Source organism: Pseudomonas bharatica (assembly GCF_048586865.1).
Taxonomy (GTDB): Bacteria; Pseudomonadota; Gammaproteobacteria; order Pseudomonadales; family Pseudomonadaceae; genus Aquipseudomonas; species Aquipseudomonas bharatica.
On the sequence record NZ_JBMAWR010000010.1, the window covers coordinates 159,342 to 181,668 of the forward strand.

The 22,327-nt window shown below is 64.9% G+C and carries 21 protein-coding genes; 9 read left to right on the forward strand and 12 right to left on the reverse strand.

Annotated features, from left to right (window positions below):
* The first annotated feature begins 55 nt into the window (after window positions 1-55).
* The gene (locus ACKLLE_RS14060; protein WP_009394895.1) at window positions 56-1,381 is read left to right on the forward strand and encodes an RNA helicase RhlE1; all 1,326 of its coding nucleotides are present in this window, start codon (window positions 56-58) and stop codon (window positions 1,379-1,381) included.
* 110 nt (window positions 1,382-1,491) lie between these two features.
* Here the strand turns inward: ACKLLE_RS14060 and ACKLLE_RS14065 are convergent, their stop codons facing one another.
* Together ACKLLE_RS14065 and ACKLLE_RS14070 are read right to left on the reverse strand one after the other, a co-directional pair.
* Complete coding sequence (locus ACKLLE_RS14065; RefSeq protein WP_420058301.1) at window positions 1,492-2,730, reverse strand: TIGR03862 family flavoprotein; 1,239 nt, start codon at window positions 2,728-2,730, stop codon at window positions 1,492-1,494.
* A 151-nt stretch (window positions 2,731-2,881) separates the two neighbouring features.
* Window positions 2,882-3,796: a histone deacetylase family protein gene (locus tag ACKLLE_RS14070; protein ID WP_009394884.1), complete on the reverse strand. Its 915-nt coding sequence runs from the start codon at window positions 3,794-3,796 to the stop codon at window positions 2,882-2,884.
* A 109-nt stretch (window positions 3,797-3,905) separates the two neighbouring features.
* Here ACKLLE_RS14070 and ACKLLE_RS14075 point away from each other — a divergent pair, with 109 nt between their 5' ends.
* The 5 genes from ACKLLE_RS14075 (at window position 3,906) to ACKLLE_RS14095 (ending at window position 7,435) form a co-directional block, all read left to right on the forward strand.
* Window positions 3,906-4,475 carry a GNAT family N-acetyltransferase gene (locus ACKLLE_RS14075; RefSeq protein WP_064302016.1) on the forward strand — a complete coding sequence of 190 codons (570 nt, stop codon included), beginning with the start codon at window positions 3,906-3,908 and terminating at the stop codon, window positions 4,473-4,475.
* A 65-nt stretch (window positions 4,476-4,540) separates the two neighbouring features.
* Window positions 4,541-5,410, forward strand: coding sequence for an acyl-CoA thioesterase II (gene tesB / locus ACKLLE_RS14080; protein WP_009394882.1), 870 nt, complete (start codon window positions 4,541-4,543; stop codon window positions 5,408-5,410).
* Window positions 5,407-6,000, forward strand: coding sequence for an HAD family hydrolase (locus ACKLLE_RS14085; RefSeq protein ID WP_420058302.1), 594 nt, complete (start codon window positions 5,407-5,409; stop codon window positions 5,998-6,000). Before tesB ends, ACKLLE_RS14085 begins: the two co-directional genes overlap by 4 nt.
* A 146-nt stretch (window positions 6,001-6,146) precedes the next feature.
* On the forward strand, window positions 6,147-7,154 hold the full coding sequence (locus tag ACKLLE_RS14090) for a zinc-dependent alcohol dehydrogenase family protein (protein WP_420058303.1): 1,008 nt from the start codon (window positions 6,147-6,149) through the stop codon (window positions 7,152-7,154).
* 68 nt (window positions 7,155-7,222) lie between these two features.
* Window positions 7,223-7,435 (forward strand): PLDc N-terminal domain-containing protein, encoded by a 213-nt coding sequence (locus tag ACKLLE_RS14095; protein WP_009394859.1) that lies wholly within the window; start codon window positions 7,223-7,225, stop codon window positions 7,433-7,435.
* 5 nt (window positions 7,436-7,440) lie between these two features.
* Here ACKLLE_RS14095 and ACKLLE_RS14100 read toward each other — a convergent pair whose 3' ends face one another.
* Window positions 7,441-8,055 (reverse strand): LysE family translocator, encoded by a 615-nt coding sequence (locus ACKLLE_RS14100; RefSeq protein ID WP_064302013.1) that lies wholly within the window; start codon window positions 8,053-8,055, stop codon window positions 7,441-7,443.
* A gap of 114 nt (window positions 8,056-8,169) precedes the next feature.
* Between ACKLLE_RS14100 and ACKLLE_RS14105 the strand changes: the two genes are divergently transcribed.
* Window positions 8,170-8,622 carry an Lrp/AsnC family transcriptional regulator gene (locus tag ACKLLE_RS14105; protein WP_009394857.1) on the forward strand — a complete coding sequence of 151 codons (453 nt, stop codon included), beginning with the start codon at window positions 8,170-8,172 and terminating at the stop codon, window positions 8,620-8,622.
* Window positions 8,623-8,801: 179 nt separating this feature from the next.
* On the opposite strand, the gene ACKLLE_RS14110 is transcribed toward ACKLLE_RS14105, so the two are convergent.
* The 8 genes from ACKLLE_RS14110 to ACKLLE_RS14145 all read right to left on the reverse strand — a co-directional run bounded on the left by ACKLLE_RS14110 (window position 8,802) and on the right by ACKLLE_RS14145 (window position 17,318).
* Window positions 8,802-9,593: an outer membrane protein OmpK gene (locus tag ACKLLE_RS14110; RefSeq protein WP_420058304.1), complete on the reverse strand. Its 792-nt coding sequence runs from the start codon at window positions 9,591-9,593 to the stop codon at window positions 8,802-8,804.
* Window positions 9,594-9,842: 249 nt separating this feature from the next.
* On the reverse strand, window positions 9,843-10,808 hold the full coding sequence (locus ACKLLE_RS14115) for a 2-oxoglutarate and iron-dependent oxygenase domain-containing protein (RefSeq protein WP_420058305.1): 966 nt from the start codon (window positions 10,806-10,808) through the stop codon (window positions 9,843-9,845).
* Window positions 10,809-10,972: 164 nt separating this feature from the next.
* Window positions 10,973-12,055: a BMP family ABC transporter substrate-binding protein gene (locus ACKLLE_RS14120; protein ID WP_420058306.1), complete on the reverse strand. Its 1,083-nt coding sequence runs from the start codon at window positions 12,053-12,055 to the stop codon at window positions 10,973-10,975.
* A 293-nt stretch (window positions 12,056-12,348) separates the two neighbouring features.
* Complete coding sequence (locus ACKLLE_RS14125; protein ID WP_009394853.1) at window positions 12,349-13,275, reverse strand: ABC transporter permease; 927 nt, start codon at window positions 13,273-13,275, stop codon at window positions 12,349-12,351.
* Between the two features lie 56 nt (window positions 13,276-13,331).
* Window positions 13,332-14,432 carry an ABC transporter permease gene (locus tag ACKLLE_RS14130; RefSeq protein ID WP_420058307.1) on the reverse strand — a complete coding sequence of 367 codons (1,101 nt, stop codon included), beginning with the start codon at window positions 14,430-14,432 and terminating at the stop codon, window positions 13,332-13,334.
* A gap of 13 nt (window positions 14,433-14,445) precedes the next feature.
* The gene (locus ACKLLE_RS14135; RefSeq protein ID WP_420058308.1) at window positions 14,446-15,981 is read right to left on the reverse strand and encodes an ABC transporter ATP-binding protein; all 1,536 of its coding nucleotides are present in this window, start codon (window positions 15,979-15,981) and stop codon (window positions 14,446-14,448) included.
* A 279-nt stretch (window positions 15,982-16,260) separates the two neighbouring features.
* Entirely contained in the window at window positions 16,261-16,587 is a 327-nt protein-coding gene (locus ACKLLE_RS14140) for an AzlD domain-containing protein (RefSeq protein ID WP_009394850.1), read from the reverse strand.
* Window positions 16,584-17,318, reverse strand: a complete 735-nt coding sequence (locus ACKLLE_RS14145; protein ID WP_420058309.1) for an AzlC family ABC transporter permease — start codon at window positions 17,316-17,318, stop codon at window positions 16,584-16,586. Before ACKLLE_RS14145 ends, ACKLLE_RS14140 begins: the two co-directional genes overlap by 4 nt.
* A 262-nt stretch (window positions 17,319-17,580) precedes the next feature.
* Here ACKLLE_RS14145 and ACKLLE_RS14150 point away from each other — a divergent pair, with 262 nt between their 5' ends.
* Window positions 17,581-19,500: a tyrosine-protein phosphatase gene (locus tag ACKLLE_RS14150; RefSeq protein ID WP_420058310.1), complete on the forward strand. Its 1,920-nt coding sequence runs from the start codon at window positions 17,581-17,583 to the stop codon at window positions 19,498-19,500.
* A gap of 6 nt (window positions 19,501-19,506) precedes the next feature.
* Here the strand turns inward: ACKLLE_RS14150 and ACKLLE_RS14155 are convergent, their stop codons facing one another.
* Entirely contained in the window at window positions 19,507-20,484 is a 978-nt protein-coding gene (locus tag ACKLLE_RS14155; RefSeq protein ID WP_420058311.1) for an AraC family transcriptional regulator, read from the reverse strand.
* A gap of 604 nt (window positions 20,485-21,088) precedes the next feature.
* Between ACKLLE_RS14155 and ACKLLE_RS14160 the strand changes: the two genes are divergently transcribed.
* Window positions 21,089-22,327: an OprD family porin gene (locus ACKLLE_RS14160; RefSeq protein ID WP_420058312.1), complete on the forward strand. Its 1,239-nt coding sequence runs from the start codon at window positions 21,089-21,091 to the stop codon at window positions 22,325-22,327.

Below are 22,327 nucleotides of genomic sequence, written 5' to 3' on the forward strand. Positions count from 1 at the left end.
GGGGCCGAACAGGGTAGACTTCGCGCCATTGCACGAAGCCCCTGACGGTATTTCCATGACATTCGCCAAACTCGGCCTGATCGAACCGCTGCTGCGCGCCCTCGACGGCCTCAACTACAACACCCCCACGCCGGTCCAGGCCCAGGCGATCCCGGCCGTGCTGGCCGGCCGCGACCTGATGGCCGCAGCCCAGACCGGCACCGGCAAGACCGCCGGTTTCGCCTTGCCGCTGCTGCAGCGCCTGACCCTGGAAGGCGCCCAGGTCGCCGCCAACTCGGTGCGCGCCCTGGTGCTGGTGCCGACCCGCGAACTGGCCGAGCAGGTCCACGCGAATATCCGCGAATACGCCGAGCACTTGCCGCTGCGCACCTACGCGGTGTACGGCGGGGTCAGCATCAACCCGCAGATGATGAAGCTGCGCAAGGGTATCGACCTGCTGGTGGCGACCCCGGGCCGCCTGCTCGACCTGTTCCGCCAGAACGCGGTGAAGTTCAATCAGCTCCAGGCCCTGGTGCTGGACGAAGCCGACCGCATGCTCGACCTCGGGTTTGCCGAGGAACTGCGTTCGATCTACGCCGCCTTGCCGGTCAAGCGCCAGACCCTGCTGTTCTCCGCCACCTTCTCCGACGAGATCCGCCTGATGGCCGGGCAGATGCTCGCCAACCCGCTGAGCGTCGAAGTCAGCCCGCGCAACGTCACGGCGAGCACGGTGAAGCAGTGGATCGTCACTGTGGATAAAAAGCGCAAGGCCGAACTGTTCTGCCATCTGCTGCGCAAGCAGCGCTGGAGCCAGGTGCTGGTGTTCGCCAAGACCCGCAACGGCGTGGACCAGCTGGTCGAGCGTCTGCTGGGCATGGGCATCAATGCCGACGGCATCCACGGTGACCGTCCGCAGGCGACCCGCCAGCGTGCGCTGGACAGCTTCAAGGCGCGGGAAGTGCAGATCCTGGTGGCCACCGATGTGGCGGCGCGGGGGCTGGATATCGATGATTTGCCGCTGGTGGTGAACTTCGACCTGCCGATCGTGGCCGAGGACTATGTCCACCGTATCGGTCGTACTGGCCGGGCGGGAAATACCGGTGAAGCGATTTCCCTGGTATGTGCCGACGAAGTGCAGTTGCTCTCGGCGATCGAGACCCTGACCCGCAAGACCCTGCCGCGCCATGACGAGCCGGGCTTCGAGCCGGATCACCGGGTGCCGGTGACCGATGCCAGCGGGCAGATCCTGAAGAAGCCGAAAAAGCCGAAGAAGCCCAAGGCGGGCGGAGCCAAGGGCAGCCTGGGACGCTGGATGGACAGCGGTGACGCACCGGTGGCGCCGGCCAAGGCGGTGCGCAAGGTACCGTCGTTCAATACCGGGCCGAAAAAGCGCAAGCCCTGAGATTGTGGCTGTGCTTTAGGGCCTCATCGCGGGTGAACCCGCTCCCACACTGACTGCGCCGTCCTTGTGGGAGCGGGTTCACCCGCGATGAGGCCGGTACAGCCAATCCATCAATCCCTGCCAAGCCACTCCAGCACCGCCAACCCGGCCCTCATGCCACTGGCAAAACAGGCCGTCAGCAGATATCCCCCGGTGGGCGCCTCCCAGTCCAGCATCTCCCCGGCACAGAACACACCGGGCACCTGCTTGAGCATCAACCCTTCGTCCATCGCCTCGAAGCGCACCCCGCCAGCGGTACTGATCGCCTCATCCAGCGGTCGCGCACGCACCAGTACGATGGGCAGGGCCTTGATCGCCGCCGCCAGCTTCTGCGGATCGGCGAATAACTCCGGGCCGGTCAGCTCGCGCAGCAGCGAGGCCTTCACCCCGTCGAGCCCCAGTTGCCCGTGAAGATGTTTCGCCATCGACCGCGATCCACGCGGCTTGCTCAACGCAGCAGCAATCTTGTCCACAGCCTTGTTCGGCAGCAGGTCCAGCAATAGCGTGGCCTGGCCGTCACGGTTGATGGTTTCGCGAATCTGCGACGACCAGGCATAGACCAGGCTGCCTTCCACCCCGCCTTCGGTCAGGACGAACTCGCCCAGTCGCGGTGCCTGCCCCGGCAGGCTCAAGGCGATGTTCTTCAACGGTGCCCCGGCGAATTTCTGCTTGAGCAGCTCGCTCCAGGCCGCGACTTCGAAGCCGCTGTTGGCCGCCTGCAATGGGGCGATGTCCACGCCCCGTTCGGTCAGCCAGGGTAGCCAGGCGCCGTCCGAGCCCAGGCGCGCCCAACTGCCACCGCCGAGGGCGAGGATCGTGGCGTCAGGCCGGATCGCCAGCTCACCCTGTGGATAACCAATCCGCAGCGCGCCTTCGTCGTTCCATCCGAGCCAGCGGTGCCGGGTGTGGATAACTACTCCGGCGTCGCGCAGGCGCTTGAGCCAGGCACGCAATAGCGGTGCTGCCTTCATGTCGGTGGGAAAAACCCGACCCGACGTACCGACGAAGGTCGTTATCCCCAACCCATGAATCCACTTCCGCAAGGCATCGGCATCGAAGCCCTGCAGCAACGCGCCGATCTCGCCGCTGCGCTCGGCGTAACGGGAGACGAAATCCGCGTAGGCTTCGGAGTGGGTGATATTCATCCCGCCCACCCCGGCCAGAAGGAACTTGCGCCCCACCGAAGGCATGGCGTCGTACAGATCGACTCGGACCCCGGCCAGGGCCAGGACTTCGGCCGCCATCAGGCCGGCGGGGCCGCCGCCGATAATGGCGACGTGGGCAGGGACGGTGGTGCGGGAATCGGTCATGGTGGCGGCAGGCTGGGGATAAGTAGGCCGCGCATTCTACCCGAGGCGAGGCGGGCAGGGCACTGTACAAAAAACGATCAAGCGCCGCGCAGCCCCGGTTTCACGGGGGCGGAAGGGCTTTCCCGCAGGTTATCCACAAGCGGTTCCACAGTCATTGTGGGTAATCCAGCACCCGTTGCGCGCTGTGATGGAGGATGCCGTGGCGTCGGGCCAGGGCCTCGCGGTCCTTGCTGTAGCCGCCGCCGATCACCCCGACCACCGGGATATCCCGGCCCAGGCAGTGACGCAGTACGCAGGTATCACGGGCAGCGACGCCGGCATCGGTCAGTTGCAAATAGCCGAGGGCGTCGTCCTTGTGCACATCGACCCCGGCGTCGTACAGCACCAGGTCTGGCTGGTACAGCGGCAGCAGGTAGTTCAGGGCGTCATCGACGATCTTCAGGTATTCGCTATCGCCCATGCCCCGGTGCAGCGGGATATCCCAGTCGCTGCGGGCCTTGCGGACCGGGAAATTCTGCTCGCAGTGCAGGGATACGGTGATCGCGTCCGCGGTGTGTTCGAGGATCCGCGCCGTGCCGTCGCCCTGGTGCACGTCGCAATCGAAGATCAGCACGCGGTGCACCCGTCCGGCTTCCAGCAGGTAATGGCTGATCACCGCCAGGTCGTTGAAGATGCAGAAGCCTGCCGGATGATCGTAATGGGCATGGTGGGTACCGCCGGCCAGGTGGCAGGCGATGCCGTGCTGCAGCGCCAGTTCGGCGGCCAGCAGCGAACCGCCCACCGCGCGCACGGTGCGCCGGGCCAGCGCTTCGCTCCAGGGCAGGCCAAGGCGACGCTGGTCCTCGCGGGACAGTTCGCCGTTCATGTAGCGCTCGATATAGGCGCGATCATGGGCCAGGGCGAGGATGTCGTTGGGACAGATGTCCGGGCGATGCAGCTCGGCATCGGTCGTCAGGCCGCTGGCGATCAGGTGGTCGTGCAGCAGGCGGAACTTGTCCATCGGGAAGCGGTGCCCGGCGGGGAATTCCGGACTGTAGTCATCGTGGTAAACAAGAGGCAGGCGCATGGCGGGTCCGGCGATGGGTACCGGGTGATCTTGCCCGATGAGGGCCGGGCGTAGCCAGCATTGCCTGCCTACGCTGTAGACTGCGAGGCCATGGACCCTGGAGCCATCGATGACGCAGATTCTCGAGCTGGAAAGCGCGCGCCTGGTGCTGCGCCAATGGCAGGACGACGACCTTAAGGAATTCGCTGCGCTGTGCGCCGACCCGCAGGTGATGCGCTATTTCCCCGCACCCCTGAGCCGGCTGGAAAGCGCCGCGCTGATCGGCAAGATCCGCGGGCATTTCGCCGAATACGGCTATGGCTTGTGGGCGCTGGAGCGCAAGGACACCGGGGCCTTCATCGGCATGACCGGCCTGCTCAACGTTGGCTTCGACGCCGCTTTCACCCCGGCGGTGGAGATCGGCTGGCGCCTGGCCCGTCGCCATTGGGGCCTGGGCTTCGCCAGCGAGGCGGCCTGGACCTGCCTGCGCTGTGCCTTCGCCCAGCTCGGCCTGGAGGAAGTGGTGTCGTTCACCACCCGCGAGAACCTAGCTTCGCAGAAGGTCATGCAGGCCATCGGCATGCAGGCAGACCCCGCCGGCGACTTTGAGCACCCTAAACTCGAACCCGGCCACCCGCTGCGTCCCCACGTGCTGTATCGCATCGACCGGGCCCAATGGCAGGCCACCTTGCGCGGCTGAACCCGCGAATATTCGGACAAACCCTGTATCATTTGCCGCCTGGGCCTTGCTTTGGAGAATCTCGAATGAGCCATGTGTTGGACGATCTGGTCGATCTGTTGAGTCTGGAAGCGATCGAGGAAAACCTCTTCCGCGGTCGTAGCCAGGACCTGGGCTTCCGCCAGCTCTATGGCGGCCAGGTACTCGGCCAGTCGCTTTCGGCGGCGAGCCAGACGGTCGAGGAGGCGCGCCACGTGCATTCCCTGCATGGCTACTTCCTGCGTCCGGGCGATGCCAGCATGCCGGTGGTCTACTCGGTAGACCGCGTGCGTGACGGCGGCAGCTTCAGCACCCGGCGCGTCACCGCGATCCAGAAGGGCCACCCGATCTTCACCTGCAGCGCCTCGTTCCAGTACGACGAGGAAGGCTTCGCGCACCAGGGCCAGATGCCCGAGGTGGTGGGCCCGGAAAACCTGCCGTCGGAAGTCGAGCTGGCGCGCTCCGTGGCCGACCGGCTGCCGGAACACATCCGCGACAAGTTGCTGTGCGCCAAGCCCATCGAGGTGCGTCCGGTCACCGAGAAGGACCCGTTCAATCCCAAGCCCGGCGACCCGGTGAAGTACGCCTGGTTCCGCGCCGACGGCACCCTGCCGGACTCCCAGGCGTTGCATAAGTACATGCTGGCCTACGCCTCCGATTTCGGCCTGCTGACCACTTCGCTGATGCCCCATGGCAAGTCGGTGTGGCACAAGGACATGCAGATCGCCAGCCTCGACCACGCCCTGTGGTTCCACGGCAACCTGCGCGCGGACGAGTGGCTGCTGTATGCGATGGACAGCCCCTGGGCCGGCAATGGCCGCGGTTTCTCCCGGGGCAGCATCTTCAACCGCGCCGGGCAACTGGTGGCCTCGTCCTGCCAGGAAGGGCTGATCCGTCACCGCAAGGACTGGGCATGAGCCTCAAGGACATTCGCCACTGGGTGTTCGACATGGACGGCACCCTGACCGTGGCCGTGCATGACTTCGCCGCGATTCGCCAAGCGCTGGGCATTCCGCCGGAGGACGACATCCTCACCCACCTTGCCGCCTTGCCTGCCGAAGAAGCGCAAGCCAAGCACGCCTGGCTGCTGGAGCACGAGCGCGACCTGGCGATTGCCTCGAAACCTGCGGAAGGTGCGGTGGAACTGGTGCGGGAACTGGCCGGGCGTGGCTATCAACTGGGTATCCTGACCCGCAATGCGCGGGAACTGGCCCATGTGACGCTGGACGCCATCGGCGTGGCGGACTGCTTCCCGGTGGACAGCATACTCGGGCGAGACGAGGCCCCGCCCAAGCCGCATCCGGGCGGCCTGCTGAAACTGGCCGAGGCCTGGGCGGTGCAGCCGGCTGACATGGTGATGGTCGGCGACTATCGTTTCGATCTGGACTGTGGCCGCGCGGCGGGTACGCGCACGGTGCTGGTGAACCTGCCGGACAATCCCTGGCCGGAACTGGCGGACTGGCATGCGGCGGATTGCCGGGCGTTGCGGGTCCTGCTCGGATATTGATCCTGAAGACTCTTGTGGGAGCCGGCGTTGCCGGCGATGAGGCCCGATCGGGCACCGGCTGTGTCCAGACTGGCCTCATCGCCGGCAACGCCGGCTCCCACAGGTTTCTCACAAGCCGAACTATCACCTACTCCCAGGAGAACCCCATGAGCAAAGCCATTTACGTTCAACCCGGCGGCGGCTACGACAAGGTCGGCCTGGGCAGCGCGGAAGCCGCAGCTCCGGCCGCCGGCGAGATCACCGTGCGCCTGCACGCCAACTCCCTCAACTATCACGATTTCGCCGTGGTCAGCGGTATGTGGGGCCCGAGCGCACCGCGTATCCCCATGGCCGACGGCGCCGGCGAGGTGATCGCGGTGGGCGAGGGGGTCAGCGAGTTCGCCGTGGGCGATTCGGTGGTCAGCACCTTCTTCCCTGACTGGCTCGATGGCGAGCCGCTGGTGGAAGGCTTCGCCACGGTGCCGGGCGACGGTATCGATGGCTATGCGCGTGAGCTTGTGACCGCCCGTGCCACCTCCTTCACCCGCGCACCCAAGGGCTACAGCCATGCCGAGGCTTCGACGCTGACCACCGCCGGCCTTACCGCCTGGCGTGCGCTGATGGCCGATGACTCGCTCAAGCCGGGCGATACCGTGCTGGTGCAAGGTACCGGCGGCGTCTCGATCTTCGCCCTGCAGTTCGCCAAGGCGGCGGGCGCTACGGTGATCGCCACGTCGTCCAGCGACGAGAAGCTGGAGCGCCTGAAGACCCTCGGCGCTGATGAAGTGATCAACTACCGCAGCACGCCGAACTGGGGCGAGAAGGTGCGCGCCCTGACCGATAACCGTGGCGTGGACCATGTGATCGAAGTGGGCGGCCCGGCGACCCTCGAACAATCCATGATCGCCGCGCGGATTGGCGGGCATGTTTCGCTGATCGGCATCCTGACCGGAGTCGCCGGGCAGTTGCCGCTGGTGCAGGCGCTGGTCCGGCAGATCCGCTTGCAGGGCGTGCTGGTGGGCAGCCGTGCGCAGCAGCAGGCGATGATCCGGGCGATCGATGCCAATGGCCTGCGCCCGGTGATCGACAAGGCGTTCGAGCTGGAGCAGATCGTCGAGGCGTTCCGTTACCAGGAAAGCAACCGGCACTTCGGCAAGATCTGCCTGAGCTTCTGATCCGCAATCCGAATGAACCCCGAGGCGTCTGCCGTGCCCAATGCAAACAGCCAAACGGGAGACAGCCTATGGAACACGGACATTTGTGGATCACCCTCGCGGTGTTGCTGGCGGTGCTCGAGGTCTGGGCCATCAAACGCATCATCGGCAGCCCGGCGCGGGCTGAGAACAAGATGATGTGGATCGTCTTCGTGGTCTTTGTGCCGGTGATCGGCCTGATCGCCTGGGGACTGAGCGGGCCCAAGTCGCGACCCGGCGTACCCCTGTCCAAGGAAGGCTGACCAGGTCAGGCGAGCAGCCGCTCGCCGAACAGCACGGCGGCGATGGCAATCATCGCCAGCCCGGACAGGCGGCTGACATTGCGTGCCGCCGCCGGCCGGGCCTGCAACACGCTGCGAGCGCTATAGCCGACCAGCAGGTAGATGATCCCGCAGCTCAGCAGATGCAGCAGGCCAAGGGCAAGGATCTGGCCCGGCACCGGCCAACTGGACAGCGGATCGGTGAACTGCGGCAGCAGCGCCAGGAACAGCAGGAACACCTTGGGGTTCAGCCCGCTGACGCAGAACCCGCGCAACACCCAGCGCGACCATGACTCCGCCTTGTCCTCGCCGGCCGAGGGCGTCGAAGGCTTCCATAGCATGTTCACGCCCATCCACAGCAAGTACGCGGCGCCGACCAGGGTCATCACCGACAGTGCCGCCGGGTTGCTGGCCAATAGCGCTCCGGCGCCCGCCGCGACGATCAGCGTCGCCAGCAGATGCCCTGCCAGTAATCCGGCCACCGCCGGTACCACCCAGCGTCCGCGGATTCCGGCGGAGATGACGTAGGCCCAGTCCACGCCCGGGGTAATCACGAACAGAAACGACACCGCCCAAAAGGCGGCCAGGACACTGACAGTCATCGGAAACTCCCCGGGATTTGCGCTGAAGATGTCTTCAGAAGACTACGCAAGCGCTGCGGGAATTATCTTTCGTATATCCTCCGGGTTCGCCCTGAATGTGGAAGATCCTTCCTGATGGACCGTATTGATCGAAAGATTCTTGCCGAGCTGCAACGGGATGGCCGGCAATCCCTGACCGAACTGGCCGAGCGGGTCGGCCTCAGCCTCTCACCCTGTCATCGACGGGTGCGGGCGATGGAGGAGTCGGGGGTGATCCAGGGGTATCGCGCGTACCTGTCGCCGACCGAGCTGGGGCTCAATTTCGCCGCGATCGTTTTCGTGACCTTGCGTGAAGGGCACCAGCAGGCGGTGCATGCCTTCGAGGCGGCGCTGCCGGAGATTCCACAGATCCTCGAAGCCCAGCGTCTGTTCGGCGACCCGGACTACATGCTGCGCATCGTCACCCGCGATCTGCCGGCATTCCAGCAGCTCTACGACGAGCATCTGGCACGCTTGCCGAACGTGCAGCGCTTGAGTTCGACGCTGGTGATGAAGCAGGTGATCCAGGGGCGGGCGTTGCCGTTATGAGCCGGTACCGTTTCGAGGCTGACCGCGGCCCTGTGGGAGCGGGTTCATCGGACCGCCGAACCGCCGCCATTACGGTAGTGGATTCACCATAGCAATCGCGGCGGTTCGGCGGTCCGATGAACCCGCTCCCACAGGGTCCGTGCAAATCAAAGAGTTATGTTTTGTTCTTCGGACCGGCCTCAGAAGTGCGCTTTCACCAGCAGGCTGATCGCGCTCTGGTTCGTTCCGCCCAGCACTTCCTGGCCCAGGTAGCTGTCGTGGCTGATCCCGTATTTGTCGCTCCAGTAGTCATACTCCACCCCGACATAGAACTTCTCGCCCCAGCCCATGGCCTTGGCCAGGTCGTACTTGATCTGCGGGTTGAAGTGGAAGTTGGCGTGGTAGCTCTTGTCGTTGTCCACCACCCAGTCGATGAAGCCGTCGATGACTACGTTGGAATTGCCCACCGGCACGGTGTAGCTCCACACCGGGGTGATCTGCCAGACACCCTTGCCGTCACGCTTGCCATCCGGCGTGCGCAGGTAGGTGTTGAGCTGGAAGTAGTCGAAGCCGGGGATGTTCAGGTCCACTGCGGGGCCGATCAGATAGGTATCGACATCGTCCTCGCCGAATTCATAGGTGGCCGAGAGCAGCACGTCCTTGATCGGGCCGAACGACAGGTCGGTGCCGCTGATCTTGCCGAACGACAGGCGCGGGCTGAACTCGCCGTAGAAGCTGTGGCCGTCGCCCGCGCCGTTGGTGGCCTCGGTGTTGTACTTGATGCCGTCGACGAAGAAGAACAGGTCGCCGAAACTCCAGCCGCTGGCGTGCTCGAAGGTGACGGTCTGCTGCTTCGGCGGATCGACCTTGAAGTCGATGCCGTTGAGGTAGGTGAGGCTGTTGTCCTGCCACAGCAGAAGGTCGCCGGCCAGGGCCTGACCGGTTGCCAGCACGCCGCCCGCCAGCAGCATGGAAGTAGTGGTGCGGATCATCGAAAGCTCCTGATTTCTTGTGTTTTTCAAGGGGTGAACCTGTCGTGTTGGTCAGGCTTTCTCGATAGAGCAGGAAGGGTGCCAATTCCTGTCCGGATGGACAGAAATCGTAATAATTTCGTTGGCCCGGCGTTTTTCGCAGCCTGTAAACGCACGACGCCGCGCAACCATAGGGTTGCGCGGCGTCGTGGCTGGCGAAGGTGCTTCAGGATGGCGCGTCGTCGCGCCATCACGGGGCCTGGTTGCGGATCAGGCCTGGGCTTCCTCGCGGCGGTAGGCGTAGGTATCGGCGAAGCGCGAGAGCATGTAGGCGCTGCACGAAACGGCCGGGTAGCGGGCCGGGTTGTCCTGGCCGGAACAGTTCGGCAGGCAGCTGATTTCCGTATCCGGATGGGGCTCGGCGAAGAACGGCATGGAGTAGCGGTCCACCCCTAGCGGGCTGATCACCCGATGCGGCGTGGACTTGTAACGGTCATTGCTCCAGCGCGCCATCATGTCGCCAATATTGACCACGTAGGTGCCCTCGATGGGCGGCGCGTCGATCCATTCGCCGTCCAGGCTCTGCACCTGCAAGCCGCCCGCGTTGTCCTGGTACAGCAAGGTCACGCAGCCGTAGTCGGTATGCGCCCCGGCGCCCTGCTGGTCGGCGCTGCTGGCGCTCTGGCGCGGCGGGTAGTGGATCATGCGGAACACGCTGATCGGCTCGGCGAAACGCCGGTCGAAGAAATCCGCCTCGATGCCCAGCGCTTCGGCCATCGCTCGCAGCAGGGTCAGGGACAACTGGTGCATGTCCTGGTAATGCTGTTGCAGCAGTGTTTCCCAGCCGGGGATATCCGGGTGGCGGTTGGGGCCGCGCAGCGGTTTTTTCGCCAGCACGTCGGGGTGCTGCGCGTCCATGTGGAAACCCATGTCGAAGGTTTCCTTCAGGTCGCTCGGGCGGCTCGGGTCCAGCTGCTCGGTGGCGATGGCGCCGTAGCCGCGGTGATGGGCGCTTTGGGTGATGTCGATTCGCAGTTTCTCTTCGACCGGGCGGGCGAAGAAGTCCTCGGCGATGGCCTTGAGTTCGGCGATGCGTGACGCTGCGATCGGGTGTCCCTTGATGTAGTAGAAACCCCATTGCCGGCAGGCGGCGTCGATCTGCCTGGCCACGGTCTGGCGGGCGGCGGGATCGTCCTGGTACAGCGGGGTGATGTCGATGATCGGCAGGGTGTTCATGAATGGCTCCGGGAAGGACGGACCGCACCAGGGTGTGGTCCGCAGTGCTGCGAGTCTTCTCGTACCCAGGCAGCGAAGAGGCCGGCGGGGCCGGCCTTGTGCGCGGTTCTCATGGGAGGGACGGCGGCACATGGGCGGGCGGGAGCGGCGCTCCCGCCTGGCGATCACTTCGGCAGTTGCGCGGTGATGCCTTTGACGTAGTAGTTCATGCCGGCCAGTTCCGCATTGGTGGCCACCTTGCCTTCAGGGATCTTGACGGCGCCGGCCTGGTCGAGGATCGGGCCGGTGAAGGGGTGGAACGAGCCGTCCTTGATGCTGGCGATGATCTGCTCGGCGCCGCTTTTCACGTCGGCCGGGACCAGGTCGCTGATCGGCAGTTCGACGGTGCCGTCGGCCAGGCCACCCCAGTAGTCCTGCGACTTCCAGGTACCGTCCATGACCGCCTGGGTGCTCTTGATGTAATGCGGGCCCCAGTTGTTGACGATGGAGGTCAGCACCGCTTTCGGCCCGAAGTGGGCCATGTCCGACGCGTAGCCCACGGCATAGACGCCACGGCGTTCGGCGGTCTGGATCGGTGCCGGGCTGTCGGTGTGCTGGAACAGCACGTCGACGCCCTGGTCGATCAGGGCGTTGGCGGCGTCCGCCTCCTTGCCTGGATCGAACCAGGAGTTGACCCACACCACCTTGATCTCGGTGCCCGGGTTGTATTTGTCCAGGGCCAGCTGGATGGCGTTGATGTCGCGCAGCACTTCCGGGATCGGGAAGGAGGCGACGTAGCCGATCTTTTTCGTCTTGGTCATCTTCGCCGCGAGGTAACCACCGACATAGCGACCTTCATAGGACGTGGCCAGGTAGGTGCCAAGGTTCTTGTCCTGCTTGTAGCCGGTGGCGTGTTCGAAGGTGACTTTCGGGAACTGCTTGGCGACCTTGGCGGTGGGGTTCATGTAGCCGAAGGAGGTGGCGAAGACCAGGTCATAGCCGCCCTTGGCCATGTTGCGGATGACCCGCTCGGCGTCGGCGCCTTCCGGTACGTTCTCGACGAAGCTGGTGTCGATCTTGTCACCGAACTGCTTGATCAGCGCCTGGCGGCCCTGTTCATGCTGGTAGGTCCAGCCGTGGTCGCCGATCGGGCCGATGTAGACGAAACCGACCTTCAACGGATCGGCGGCGGAGGCGGACAGTGCGGTGCTCAGGCCGATGGCGGCGGCCAGGGTGCGCAGCAGGTTCTTGCTTTTCTTCTGTTGCATCGGGGGTGGGCTCCTGTGGGTCTTTTCTAATGGCCGTGTCGGGCTTTTCTGGGTAGTGCAAAACGTCAGTGCAAAAAGCTGACCATGTGGGCAAAAAATGGTGTTTTGCGGGGTTGGCTGGCTGGGTGGTGATTTCAGGGAACTGGAGTGGTGCGTCAGTGAGTCCGGGTCGCCCATCGCTGGTGCGCCGCTGCACCCTGTGGGAGCGGGTTCACCCGCGATGGCGTCGGTGAATTCACCACCGTAATCGCGGGTGAACCCGCTCCCACAGGGGCCGTGTCACGGCTGCTGCTTCACCGTCCACCCTTCCAGGGTTGCCCCAGCGACACCGGTGCATACAAGCGGGTCTTGATCGCATCCCGCGACAGCACCACCAGCACCAGGATGGTCGCGACATAGGGCAGCATCGCCAGCAGGTTGGCCGGGAAGCTCACGCCGATGCCCTGGGCCACCAGGTGCAGGATGCTGGCGAGGCCGAACAGGTACGCCCCCAGCAGCACGCGGAACACCCGCCAGCTGGCGAACACCACCAGGGCAAGCGCAATCCAGCCACGCCCGGCGGTCATGTTCTCGGCCCACATCGGGGTGTAGGCGAGCGACAGATAGCCACCGGCCAGGCCGGCCATGGCGCCGCCGAACAGGACCGCCAGGGTTCTCACCCGCAGCACGGGCAGGCCCATGGCACTGGCGGCATCCGGGTTTTCACCCACAGCCTGCAGCACCAGCCCGGTACGACTTTTCAGCAGCACCCAGGCGATCAGGATGAAGAGCAGGAAGGACAGGTAGACCAGCACATCCTGGTTGAACAGCATGTGGCCCACGATCGGCAGTTCCGACAGCAGCGGGATCGCCACCGGCTCGAAGCCGGTCAGCGGCTTGCCGACCCAGGCGGAGCCGACGAAGGACGACAGGCCCACGCCGAAGATGGTCAGGGCCAGCCCGGTTGCCACCTGGTTGGCCTGGCAGCCCAGCGCTACCAGGGCGAACAGCGCCGACAGCAGCATGCCGGCCAGGCAGGCCATCAGGACGCCGAGCCACAGGTTGCCGGTGGCGAAGGCGGCGATGAAGCCCGCCACCGCGCCGAACAGCATCATGCCTTCCTGGCCCAGGTTGAGTACGCCGCTCTTTTCGCAGACCAGCTCGCCTAGGGCGACCAGCAGCAGCGGTGTGCCGCAGCGCACCATGGCGTAGAGAATGTTGCCAAGCAGATCGGGATCCATAATCGAAACCTCAGCCCGCGCGCCATTGGCGCGGGTAAACGAAAAGTCAGTCGGAGTCAGGCATTCGCCGGTTCGGGCAGGCGCACGGGCTGGCGCCTGCCCAGCTTGAGGCGCGGCCGGTAAAGGATCAGCACGTCGCAGGCGAGCAGGTAGAACAGCATCATTCCCTGGAACAGCCCGGTCAGGGACTGCGGCAGGTTGAGGCTCATCTGCGCGTTTTCACCGCCCAGGTAGAGCAGCGCCATCAGCAGCCCGGCGACGAGGATGCCGAGGGGATTGAGGCGGCCGAGAAAGGCCACGGTAATGGCGGCATAGCCGTAGCTTGGCGACACCTGCGGCACCAGTTGGCCGATCGGTCCGCTGACTTCGCTGACCCCGGCCAGCCCAGCCAGGCCGCCACTGATCAGCAACGCCAGCCAGACCAGGCGCTTCTCGCGGAAACCGACGAATCCGGCAGCGCGCTGGTCGAGGCCGAGCACCTTGATCTGGAAGCCGAGGAAGCTCTTGTGCAGCAGCACCCACACCGCCACCAGGGCGAGCAGGACGAAGTACAGGCCGATATGCACCCGGCCATCCTCGAACAGCGCCGGCAGGCGGCTGGCATCGCCGAACATCGCCGACTGCGGGAAGCTGAAGCCGTCCGGATCCTTGAGCGGACCGTGGACGAAGAACAGCAGCAGGTTCAGGGCGATGTAGTTGAGCATGATGGTGGTGAGGATCTCGTTGGCGTTGAAGTGCGTGCGCAGCCACGCCGCGAGCGCTCCCCACAAGGCCCCGGCGAGCGTCCCGGCGAGCAGGACCCAGAGCAGCGCCCAGCGGCTGTCCCAGTCGATGATCTGGATGGCCAGGGCACTGCCGGCCAGGGCGCCCATCAGCAACTGGCCTTCGGCGCCGATGTTCCAGATCCGTGCCTGGTAGGCCACCGCCAGGCCCAGGGCGCACAACAGGATCGGCAGAGCCTTGAGCAGCAGTTCGGAGAGGCCATAGAGATCGCTGACCGGCTCGATCAGCAGGGTGTGGAAGGTTGGCAGCGGGTCATGCCCGAGCGCGCTGAACAGCAGCGCTCCGCTGAGCAGGGTCAGCAGCCCGGCGAGCAGGGGCGACAGCAGGAGCATGGCGCGGGACTGCCGGGTACGGGGTTCAAGGGATAGCAACATGGCAGGCTTCTCGTCAGGCAGCGTCTTGCGTGGTGTCGAACTGGCCGGCCATCCAGCCGCCGACCTCCACGGTATGGGTTTCGGCGGTGGCCTTGAGCGGCGACAGGCGACCGCTGCACAGGGCGCCGATGCGGTCGCTGATCTGGAACAGTTCGTCGAGGTCTTCGGAGATCACCAGGATTGCCGCGCCGGCATCGCGCAGGGCGATCAGCGCACGGTGGATCGCCGCGGCGGCACCTACATCGACGCCCCAGGTCGGGTGCGCGGCGACCAGCAGTTTCGGGTTCTGCAGGATCTCGCGGCCGAGGATGAATTTCTGCAGGTTGCCGCCGGAAAGGCTGCGCGCCGTGGTCTGGGCATCCGGCGTCTTCACTGCGAAGCGCTCGATGATCCGCTCGGCCAGCTCCAGCACCTTGCCCGAGCGGATCAAGCCGCGGCTGACCAGGCCTTGCTGGAAGGCGGTGAGCAGGGCGTTGTCGGCCAGGCTCATATCCGGAACGGCGCCGTGGCCGAGGCGTTCGGCGGGAACGAAGGCCAGGCCAAGGGCGCGACGGGCGTCGGGATAGAGGTTGGCCATGGGCTGGTTATCGAGGGTGATGCGTTCGCGCTCGCCGGCCGGCAGGCGGGTTTCGCCGCTGAGCAGCGCCAGCAACTCGTCCTGGCCATTGCCGGCGACCCCGGCGATACCGACGATCTCGCCGCTGCGCACTTCAAGGCGCAGGTGTTCGAAGGAGGTGCCGAAGGGGTCCTTGTTGCGCCAGGTCAGGTCGTCTACCCGCAGGCGCGGCAGCTGGCCTGCGCTTTTCGGGTAGCTGGCCTCCAGCCCCTCGGCGTCGCCGACCATCAGCCGCGCCAGTTGCAGGTCGCTGCATTCGGCCGGTACGCAATCCCCCGAGACCCGGCCGCCGCGCAACACCGTGGCGCTGTGGCAAAGGGCGCGGACCTCGTTGAGCTTGTGGCTGATGAACAGGATCGAACAGCCCTCTGCGGCCAGGGCGCGCAGGGTGATGAACAGCTCGTCGACTTCCTGGGGCGTCAGCACCGAGGTCGGCTCGTCGAGGATCAGCAGCTTGATGTCCTGCATCAGGCAACGAACGATCTCGACCCGCTGGCGCTCGCCGATGGACAGGCTGTGCACCAGGCGCTCCGGTTCCAGGCCCATGCCGTAGCGCCGGGAGACCTCGCGGATGCGCGGCGCCAGTTGCCCTGGCGTACCCGCTTCGCGGCCCAGGGCCAGGGCAATGTTCTGTGCGACGGTCAGGGTCTCGAACAGGGAGAAATGCTGGAACACCATGCCGATCCCCAGCCGGCGGGCCTGGGCCGGATCGCGCACCTGCACGGGCTGGCCCTCCCACAGCACCTGGCCGGAGTCGGGGGCGGTGACGCCGTAGATGATCTTCATCAGGGTGCTCTTGCCCGCGCCGTTCTCGCCGAGCAGGGCATGGATTTCACCGCCGCCGATACGCAGGTCGATGCGGTCGTTGGCCAGGGTGCCGGGGTAGCGCTTGGTAATGGCGCGTAGCTCCAGGCGCAGGGGGAATTCGGACATGGGACTGCTCGGGGATCAGTGTGTTGAGCAGCTTGCAAAGCAAAAACATGGCCAAGTGGTCAGATTATTACTGGAGGGGCCGGGGTAAAGGGGTTGTGGGTTTGTAGGAAGGTGGTTTGGAAGGGGGCAGGAAGGGGAGAGTGATTGGTTTTGGGGCGGGTGGGGGCATCAAACTGGTGCGGTGACTTTGACGGCCTCATCGCCGGCAACGCCGGCTCCCACAGGGTGCGCGAACACCGCCGGACCTTGTGGGAGCCGGCGTTGCCGGCGATGAGGCCTTCAGTGCATGAGCATCTTCAACCCCCACAAGGCCCCCATCCCCACCGCCAGGGTCAGCACGGTATTGCGGGTTTTCCACGCCACCAGCGCCGCCAGCACCGCCGCCGGAATCTGCGGATTGCCCAGCACGAAATCCCCGTGCCCTTCCGGATACACCACCGCCGGCAGCACCAGCGCCGCCAGTACGCTGGCCGGCACATAGGCCAGCGCCCGGCTCACCAGCGGCGGCACACGCAGGTTGCCGTACAGTTCGACGAAGGACAGGCGCAAGGCAAAGGTCCCCACCCCGACGGCCAGGAAAAGTCCCCACAAGGCCAGGTCGCTCATTGGCTTTCTCCTTCTGCTCGATAGTCCGTTTCCGACGCTTTCCTGCGCAGGCTTTCCGTGACCACCCCAGCAACCACTCCGCCGATCGACGCCGTCACCAGCCCGAGGTTGTACGGCAGATCCACCGCCGCCACGGCAATCCCGCCGCCGACGATGGCCGCCACCAGCGCCGGGATATTGCGGATCCCAGGCACCAGCAAGGCGAGGAACGACAGGGGAATGGTGAAACCCAGCGACCAGCTTTCCGGAATGCTCCCACCGACGAATACGCCTGCCACTACCGACAGGTTCCACGCCAGCCACATGGCCGCTGCCGTGCCCGCGTAGTAGTGATAGCCATAGCGCCCCAGCTCGCCGGACGACAGTCTCAAGACGCACAGCGCGTAGGCCTGGTCGGAAAGCATGTACGACAGCGGCCAGGTCCAGCGCCGTGGCAACGCGTGCAGATAGGGCGCCAGCGAGGCGCTGTACATGATGAAGCGCAGGTTGATGATCAGCGCCGTGGCGACGATCGCCACCGGCAGCACGCCGCCCTGGATCAGTTGCAGGGCAACCATCTGGGCCGAGCCGGAATAGAACAGCAGGGTCATGCCGATGGCCATGGTCGGGCTCATGCCCATCTTGACTGCCATGACACCGGTGACCAGGCCGAAGGGGATGACGCCGGGCGTGAGGGGCAGCAAGGCACGGACGCCCGCGCCAAAGGCTGCACGGCCGGAGGGGTAAGGCATTTCGCCTCCTTGTTATAGGTTTTGTATGACAGACGCATCCGTCTGCATCGCGGGATAGAGTGTAGGGCTTCTCGGTTGTCGCCGACGAGCCGGACGTCCTGCCTATGCAGGATTGGCTGATTGCCCGGGGCAGCCATCACGGACGAAAAACGCAGCATGCGGACAGATCGCGCCGGCATTTTCCTATGCTGGGGTTTTGTAATATCCAGTCACAACGCTCTGAAGATAGTAGCCGCTTCACTTCCCTGAAAGAGGCTACGCCGTGTTGCTCCGTGTCCTGTTTTCCCTGTCCGCCCTCAGCCTGTCCATCGCCGCCCAGGCCGCCGGGACCTACGACCTCGACACCCCGCGCCTGACCGGTATCGACAACTTCCGCGATATCGCCGGTACCACGACGGCCTACACCACGGTCAATGACGGCACGATGCGTTCGGGCGTGTTCTATCGCTCCAATGCCCTGACCCCGACGGCGTCGGACCTGGCTACGTTGAATACCCTCGGCATTTCCAATGTCTACGACCTGCGCACCCCAAGCGAGATCGCCGCGACCCCGGACACCCTGCCGAGCGGCGCGGTGTACCAGAACATCGACATCATCGGCAGCACCACGTCCGGCGCGAACGTGACCAACATCTCCTTCACCAGCGCCGCCCAGGCCGTGGCGATGATGGAGGACACCAACCGCGCCTTCGTCAGCGATAGCGGTATGCGCAGTCAATTCAGCGCACTGTTCAACGAACTGGCTGCGGCCGACGGTGCCGCGTTGTTCCATTGCACTGCGGGCAAGGACCGCACCGGCTGGACCGCCGCCGTATTGCTGAGCATCGCCGGGGTGGACAGCGCGACCATCATGGAAAACTACCTGGCCACCAACGACTACACCGCTGCCCGTGTCGCCGCCACCCTGGCCGCACTGCCGGCGAGCATGGCGGCGATCTACGAGCCGTTGCTCGGTGTGCAGGCCAGCTACCTGCAAGCCGGCCTCGACGAGGTAACCGCCAAATACGGCAGCATGGACAATTACCTGAAGGAAGGCCTCGGCCTGTCCCAGGAAACCATCTACGTACTGCGTGGGAAGATGGTGTTCTACAACAGCCTGCCGGGGGCTGCCGACCTGCTGGGCAACTCGGCGGCGGGGGCTCGGCTACTGTCGCAATTGCAGAACAGCAGCCTGTCCGGGGACTACACGGCCTACAACTACTACCTGCAATCGGCGATCGATGCGGGCACCCTCGGCGGTGTCGAAGCGACCGTGGGCGGGCAGGTGCATGCCGACGCGGTCAGCTACCTGCTGCGCCAGGGCGCGCTGCTGGACAACGCGGCGGCGCCCTATGCCAGCGGCACCGACCTGAAGATCGGCCAGTACCGCTTGTGGACCACGGCGCTGGCCGGGTACCAGGGCACCGATGGCTCCTCGCGGGCAGCGAGCAGCAACGAGCATACCCAGGGCATGATGGTCGGCATTACCCAGCGTTTCTCCGAGCAGCTCAGTGCGCATGCCGGCTTTGGCTACAGCAATGGCAGCGTCGGGGCGGCGGGTGGTGATGTGGATACCGGCCTGACCTTCATCAAGGCCGGTGCGCGTTTCGCCTTCGACACGCTGGACCGTGGCCTCTTCCTTGACGCCGGGTTGAGTGGCGGCTGGCTGGACTACGACAGCAAGCGGGAACTGGGTGGTGGTCTCGGCGCGGCCAAGGGCGATACCGACGGCACCCTGGCGGGTGCGAGCCTGGCTCTGGGTTACCGGATGCCGATGTCGGGTGTCACGGTCGAGCCGAGCCTGGGGGTGCGGGTCAGCCGGGTGGATCTCGATGGCTTCCAGGAGAAGGGCAGCGAGCTGGCCTTGCAGGTGGAAGGGTTGCAGGAAACCCGGCGCAGTGCCTTTGCCAACGTCAAGGCCACCTTCGCAGCGCATGAGCTGGGTGCCGGCTGGCGACTGACGCCGGGACTCGACGTAGGTTACGAGCATGCGCTGGGCAACCATGACGTCGATAGCCAGGGCCATCTGCTGGGGCTGGATGTCGAGCAGCGGGCGGCGTTCGACAGCCGTGACCAGTTCAGTGGCGGTTTCAGCCTGACGGCTAGCCAGGGGGACTTCAGTGTGGGGGCTGACCTTGGCGTCATCGCGGGTGGCGAGAGTCATGGCGTCAGCGGGAATCTGAAGGCCAGCTATCAGTTCTGACCCGCTTCAAGACCCGTCGCGCAGGTCGGCCGGACTGATGCCGTAGGCGTTCTGGAAGTACTGGCAGAAGCGGCCGACATTGCTGAAGCCCAAGGCCAGCGAGATTTCGCTTACCGAGCGGGAGGGATCCTGCGTCAAGGCGTCATGGGCCCGTTGCAGGCGCACCTGGCGCTGATAGGACACTATCGAGGTACCTACGAAACGACGGAAGCCGTCCTGCAACGCACGCAGGCTGATATTGCTGAGTTCGGCCAGTTCGCTGCCGCTGGGCAAGGCGTCGGGATGGGCCTGGATGTAGTCCATGGCCTGTCTCACATGGCGCGGGGCGATCAGCGCTTGCGGGCGTTTCAGTTCGTCGCTGTAGGTGTGCGGCCAGGCTTCCAGCACCGAGTCCACCAGCATTTCCTGCAGGCGGCCGGGCATCAGCGAACTGGCGGTCATCAGTTGGTCGAACGCGTTGCCGGTAGCCATGCCGACGATGGCCTTGATGCCCTGGAAGGCGTCCGCAGCCAGATCCACCATGGAGTGGAAACGAATGGGCCGGAGAATGGGCTTGCCCAGCAGGACCGACAGGCGACGGGCGAAGATCGAGCGGCGGATGGACATGCCGTACTGGGAATGGCCGTCGATGAAGTTAACCGACTTGACCGCGGTTTTCTCCACTGCCAAGCCGATCCGGGGCGTGCCGACGATCTCGCTGGAATGGCTGAACACGATGCGTCCTGCGGTGGGAAAAACGAAGGTGATCTCGTCCTCGGCGTCGGGCAGGCCGGTGCGCAGGTCGCCGCGAAAGCTCAGGTTGCGCACGCTCACACCGTTATAGCGACCGTAGACCCCGGCAATGGCGACCTGCCGATCCGGGCGCGGCATGCCGGCGTACAGATCGCCGAACATGCGCGTGAACAGCGCGCCGAAATCGTCGGTGCTCATGTTGTCGGAGCGGATCATGAAGGACTGGCGAGGGCTGGCTGGGTCCGGATGCATTGTCGGTCTTCGGCGGATTCTGGGGAAAAGCAGGATAGGGACGGGGGGTTACAGCCTGATGATCGTGCCCGCTACTGTCGCTCATGGAAAAAATGACTCTTTGATTTGCAGGGACCTTGTGGGAGCGGGTTCACCCGCGATTGCATCAGTGAGCTCACCATAGCAATCGCGGGTAAACCCGCTCCCACAGGACCGAGGTCAATTCGCGGGTTGTCATCGTATGTCTTTGCCTACTGCTCAACCCGCGCAGTAGAGCCCCTGTCTCCAGATCTGCCTCATAAACTCAAAGCCAATCGCCAAGTCCGCCCTTGCTTGAGCGTTGACACCCCATCGCGGCCTTGCTAATAATTCGACATGTTGTACGACAACACACAACAACAACTAAAAACAGTGAACCTGCCCATGTCGACATCACCTTCGTCTTCTCAGCGCACCTCCCCTCTTGCGGTTTGCCCGGCCAGCCCTTTCGGTTCGCCGCGTTTCGTCGTGGGCAACTGACCCGCGCGAACCCCAGGTTCCACCCCACGCCACCCGCCCCATGCCGCAGGTCGCCGATGCGCGCCCGGAAGGGCGGACTGCCACACCCTCAGGGAGCACAACAATAATGAAAATCCGCCACACCCTTCCGTTCACCCTGCTCGGCACCGGCCTGCTCGCCAGCCTGCCGATGACCGGCAGCGCCGCCGGTTTCATCGATGATTCCAAGGCCACCCTCGGCCTGCGCAACTTCTACATCAACCGTAATTTCACCAACCCGAGCAACCCGCAGAGCAAGGCGGAGGAGTGGACCCAGAGCTTCATCCTCGACGCCCGCTCGGGCTTTACCGAGGGCACCGTGGGTTTCGGCGCGGATGTGCTGGGGCTGTGGTCGGTGAAGCTCGATGGCGGTGGCGGTACCTACGGCACTGCGCTGTTGCCGCGACATGACGACGGACGTCCGGCTGACGATTACGGGCGCCTGGCAGTGGCCGGGAAGATGCGCATCTCCAAAACCGAGCTGAAGGTCGGCGAGTGGATGCCGGTATTGCCGATCCTGCGCTCCGACGACGGCCGCTCCCTGCCGCAGACCTTCCGCGGTGGCCAGGTCACCTCCAACGAGATCGCCGGCCTGACCCTCTACGGCGGCCAGTTCCGCGGCAACAGCCCGCGCAACGACGCGAGCATGGACGACATGAGCTACGGCGGCGGGGTGTCGGACCGCTTCAACTTCGTCGGTGGCGAGTACAAGTTCAATCAGGACCGTACCCTGTTCGGCCTGTGGAATGCGGTGCTGAAGGATGTCTACGAGCAGCAGTACCTGCAGGTGAGCCACTTGCAGCCTGTCGGTGACTGGACACTCGGTGCCAACCTCGGCTATTTCCACGGCGACGACGATGGCGCCGCCCGCGCCGGCAAGCTGGACAACAAGACCTACTCGGGCATGTTCTCCGCCAAATATGGCAGCAGCACCTTCTGGCTTGGCCTGCAGCGGGTCGATGGCAATACCTGGATGCGGGTCAACGGCACCAGCGGCGGCACCCTGGCCAACGACAGCTACAACTCCAGCTTCGACAATTCGGAAGAACGTTCCTGGCAGGTCCGCCATGACTTCAACTTCGCCGGTGTCGGCATTCCGGGCCTGACCCTGATGAACCGCTATATCAGCGGCAAGCACGTGCACACCGGGGCGATCACCGATGGCAAGGAATGGGTAAGGGAGTCGGAACTGGCCTACGTAATCCAGAGCGGAACCTTCAAGAACCTCAGCATCCGCTGGCGCAACTCCAGTATCCGTCGCGATTACAGCAACAACGAATTCGACGAGAACCGGTTGATCTTCAACTATCCGCTGTCGCTGCTGTGA

What these genes read in the sequence shown, in the direction of transcription:
- ACKLLE_RS14100 (WP_064302013.1), bottom strand. Translation starts at nt 8,055, where the DNA reads ATGACTGTCAGTGTCCTGGCCGCCTTTTGGGCGGTGTCGTTTCTGTTC.
- ACKLLE_RS14115 (WP_420058305.1), bottom strand. Translation starts at nt 10,808, where the DNA reads ATGAACACCCTGCCGATCATCGACATCACCCCGCTGTACCAGGACGAT.
- ACKLLE_RS14130 (WP_420058307.1), bottom strand. Translation starts at nt 14,432, where the DNA reads ATGTTGCTATCCCTTGAACCCCGTACCCGGCAGTCCCGCGCCATGCTC.
- ACKLLE_RS14110 (WP_420058304.1), bottom strand. Translation starts at nt 9,593, where the DNA reads ATGATCCGCACCACTACTTCCATGCTGCTGGCGGGCGGCGTGCTGGCA.
- ACKLLE_RS14105 (WP_009394857.1), top strand. Translation starts at nt 8,170, where the DNA reads ATGGACCGTATTGATCGAAAGATTCTTGCCGAGCTGCAACGGGATGGC.
- ACKLLE_RS14090 (WP_420058303.1), top strand. Translation starts at nt 6,147, where the DNA reads ATGAGCAAAGCCATTTACGTTCAACCCGGCGGCGGCTACGACAAGGTC.
- ACKLLE_RS14140 (WP_009394850.1), bottom strand. Translation starts at nt 16,587, where the DNA reads ATGAGCGACCTGGCCTTGTGGGGACTTTTCCTGGCCGTCGGGGTGGGG.
- ACKLLE_RS14160 (WP_420058312.1), top strand. Translation starts at nt 21,089, where the DNA reads ATGAAAATCCGCCACACCCTTCCGTTCACCCTGCTCGGCACCGGCCTG.
- ACKLLE_RS14135 (WP_420058308.1), bottom strand. Translation starts at nt 15,981, where the DNA reads ATGTCCGAATTCCCCCTGCGCCTGGAGCTACGCGCCATTACCAAGCGC.
- ACKLLE_RS14145 (WP_420058309.1), bottom strand. Translation starts at nt 17,318, where the DNA reads ATGCCTTACCCCTCCGGCCGTGCAGCCTTTGGCGCGGGCGTCCGTGCC.
- ACKLLE_RS14065 (WP_420058301.1), bottom strand. Translation starts at nt 2,730, where the DNA reads ATGACCGATTCCCGCACCACCGTCCCTGCCCACGTCGCCATTATCGGC.
- ACKLLE_RS14095 (WP_009394859.1), top strand. Translation starts at nt 7,223, where the DNA reads ATGGAACACGGACATTTGTGGATCACCCTCGCGGTGTTGCTGGCGGTG.
- ACKLLE_RS14125 (WP_009394853.1), bottom strand. Translation starts at nt 13,275, where the DNA reads ATGGATCCCGATCTGCTTGGCAACATTCTCTACGCCATGGTGCGCTGC.
- ACKLLE_RS14120 (WP_420058306.1), bottom strand. Translation starts at nt 12,055, where the DNA reads ATGCAACAGAAGAAAAGCAAGAACCTGCTGCGCACCCTGGCCGCCGCC.
- ACKLLE_RS14070 (WP_009394884.1), bottom strand. Translation starts at nt 3,796, where the DNA reads ATGCGCCTGCCTCTTGTTTACCACGATGACTACAGTCCGGAATTCCCC.
- ACKLLE_RS14060 (WP_009394895.1), top strand. Translation starts at nt 56, where the DNA reads ATGACATTCGCCAAACTCGGCCTGATCGAACCGCTGCTGCGCGCCCTC.
- tesB (WP_009394882.1), top strand. Translation starts at nt 4,541, where the DNA reads ATGAGCCATGTGTTGGACGATCTGGTCGATCTGTTGAGTCTGGAAGCG.
- ACKLLE_RS14155 (WP_420058311.1), bottom strand. Translation starts at nt 20,484, where the DNA reads ATGCATCCGGACCCAGCCAGCCCTCGCCAGTCCTTCATGATCCGCTCC.
- ACKLLE_RS14075 (WP_064302016.1), top strand. Translation starts at nt 3,906, where the DNA reads ATGACGCAGATTCTCGAGCTGGAAAGCGCGCGCCTGGTGCTGCGCCAA.
- ACKLLE_RS14085 (WP_420058302.1), top strand. Translation starts at nt 5,407, where the DNA reads ATGAGCCTCAAGGACATTCGCCACTGGGTGTTCGACATGGACGGCACC.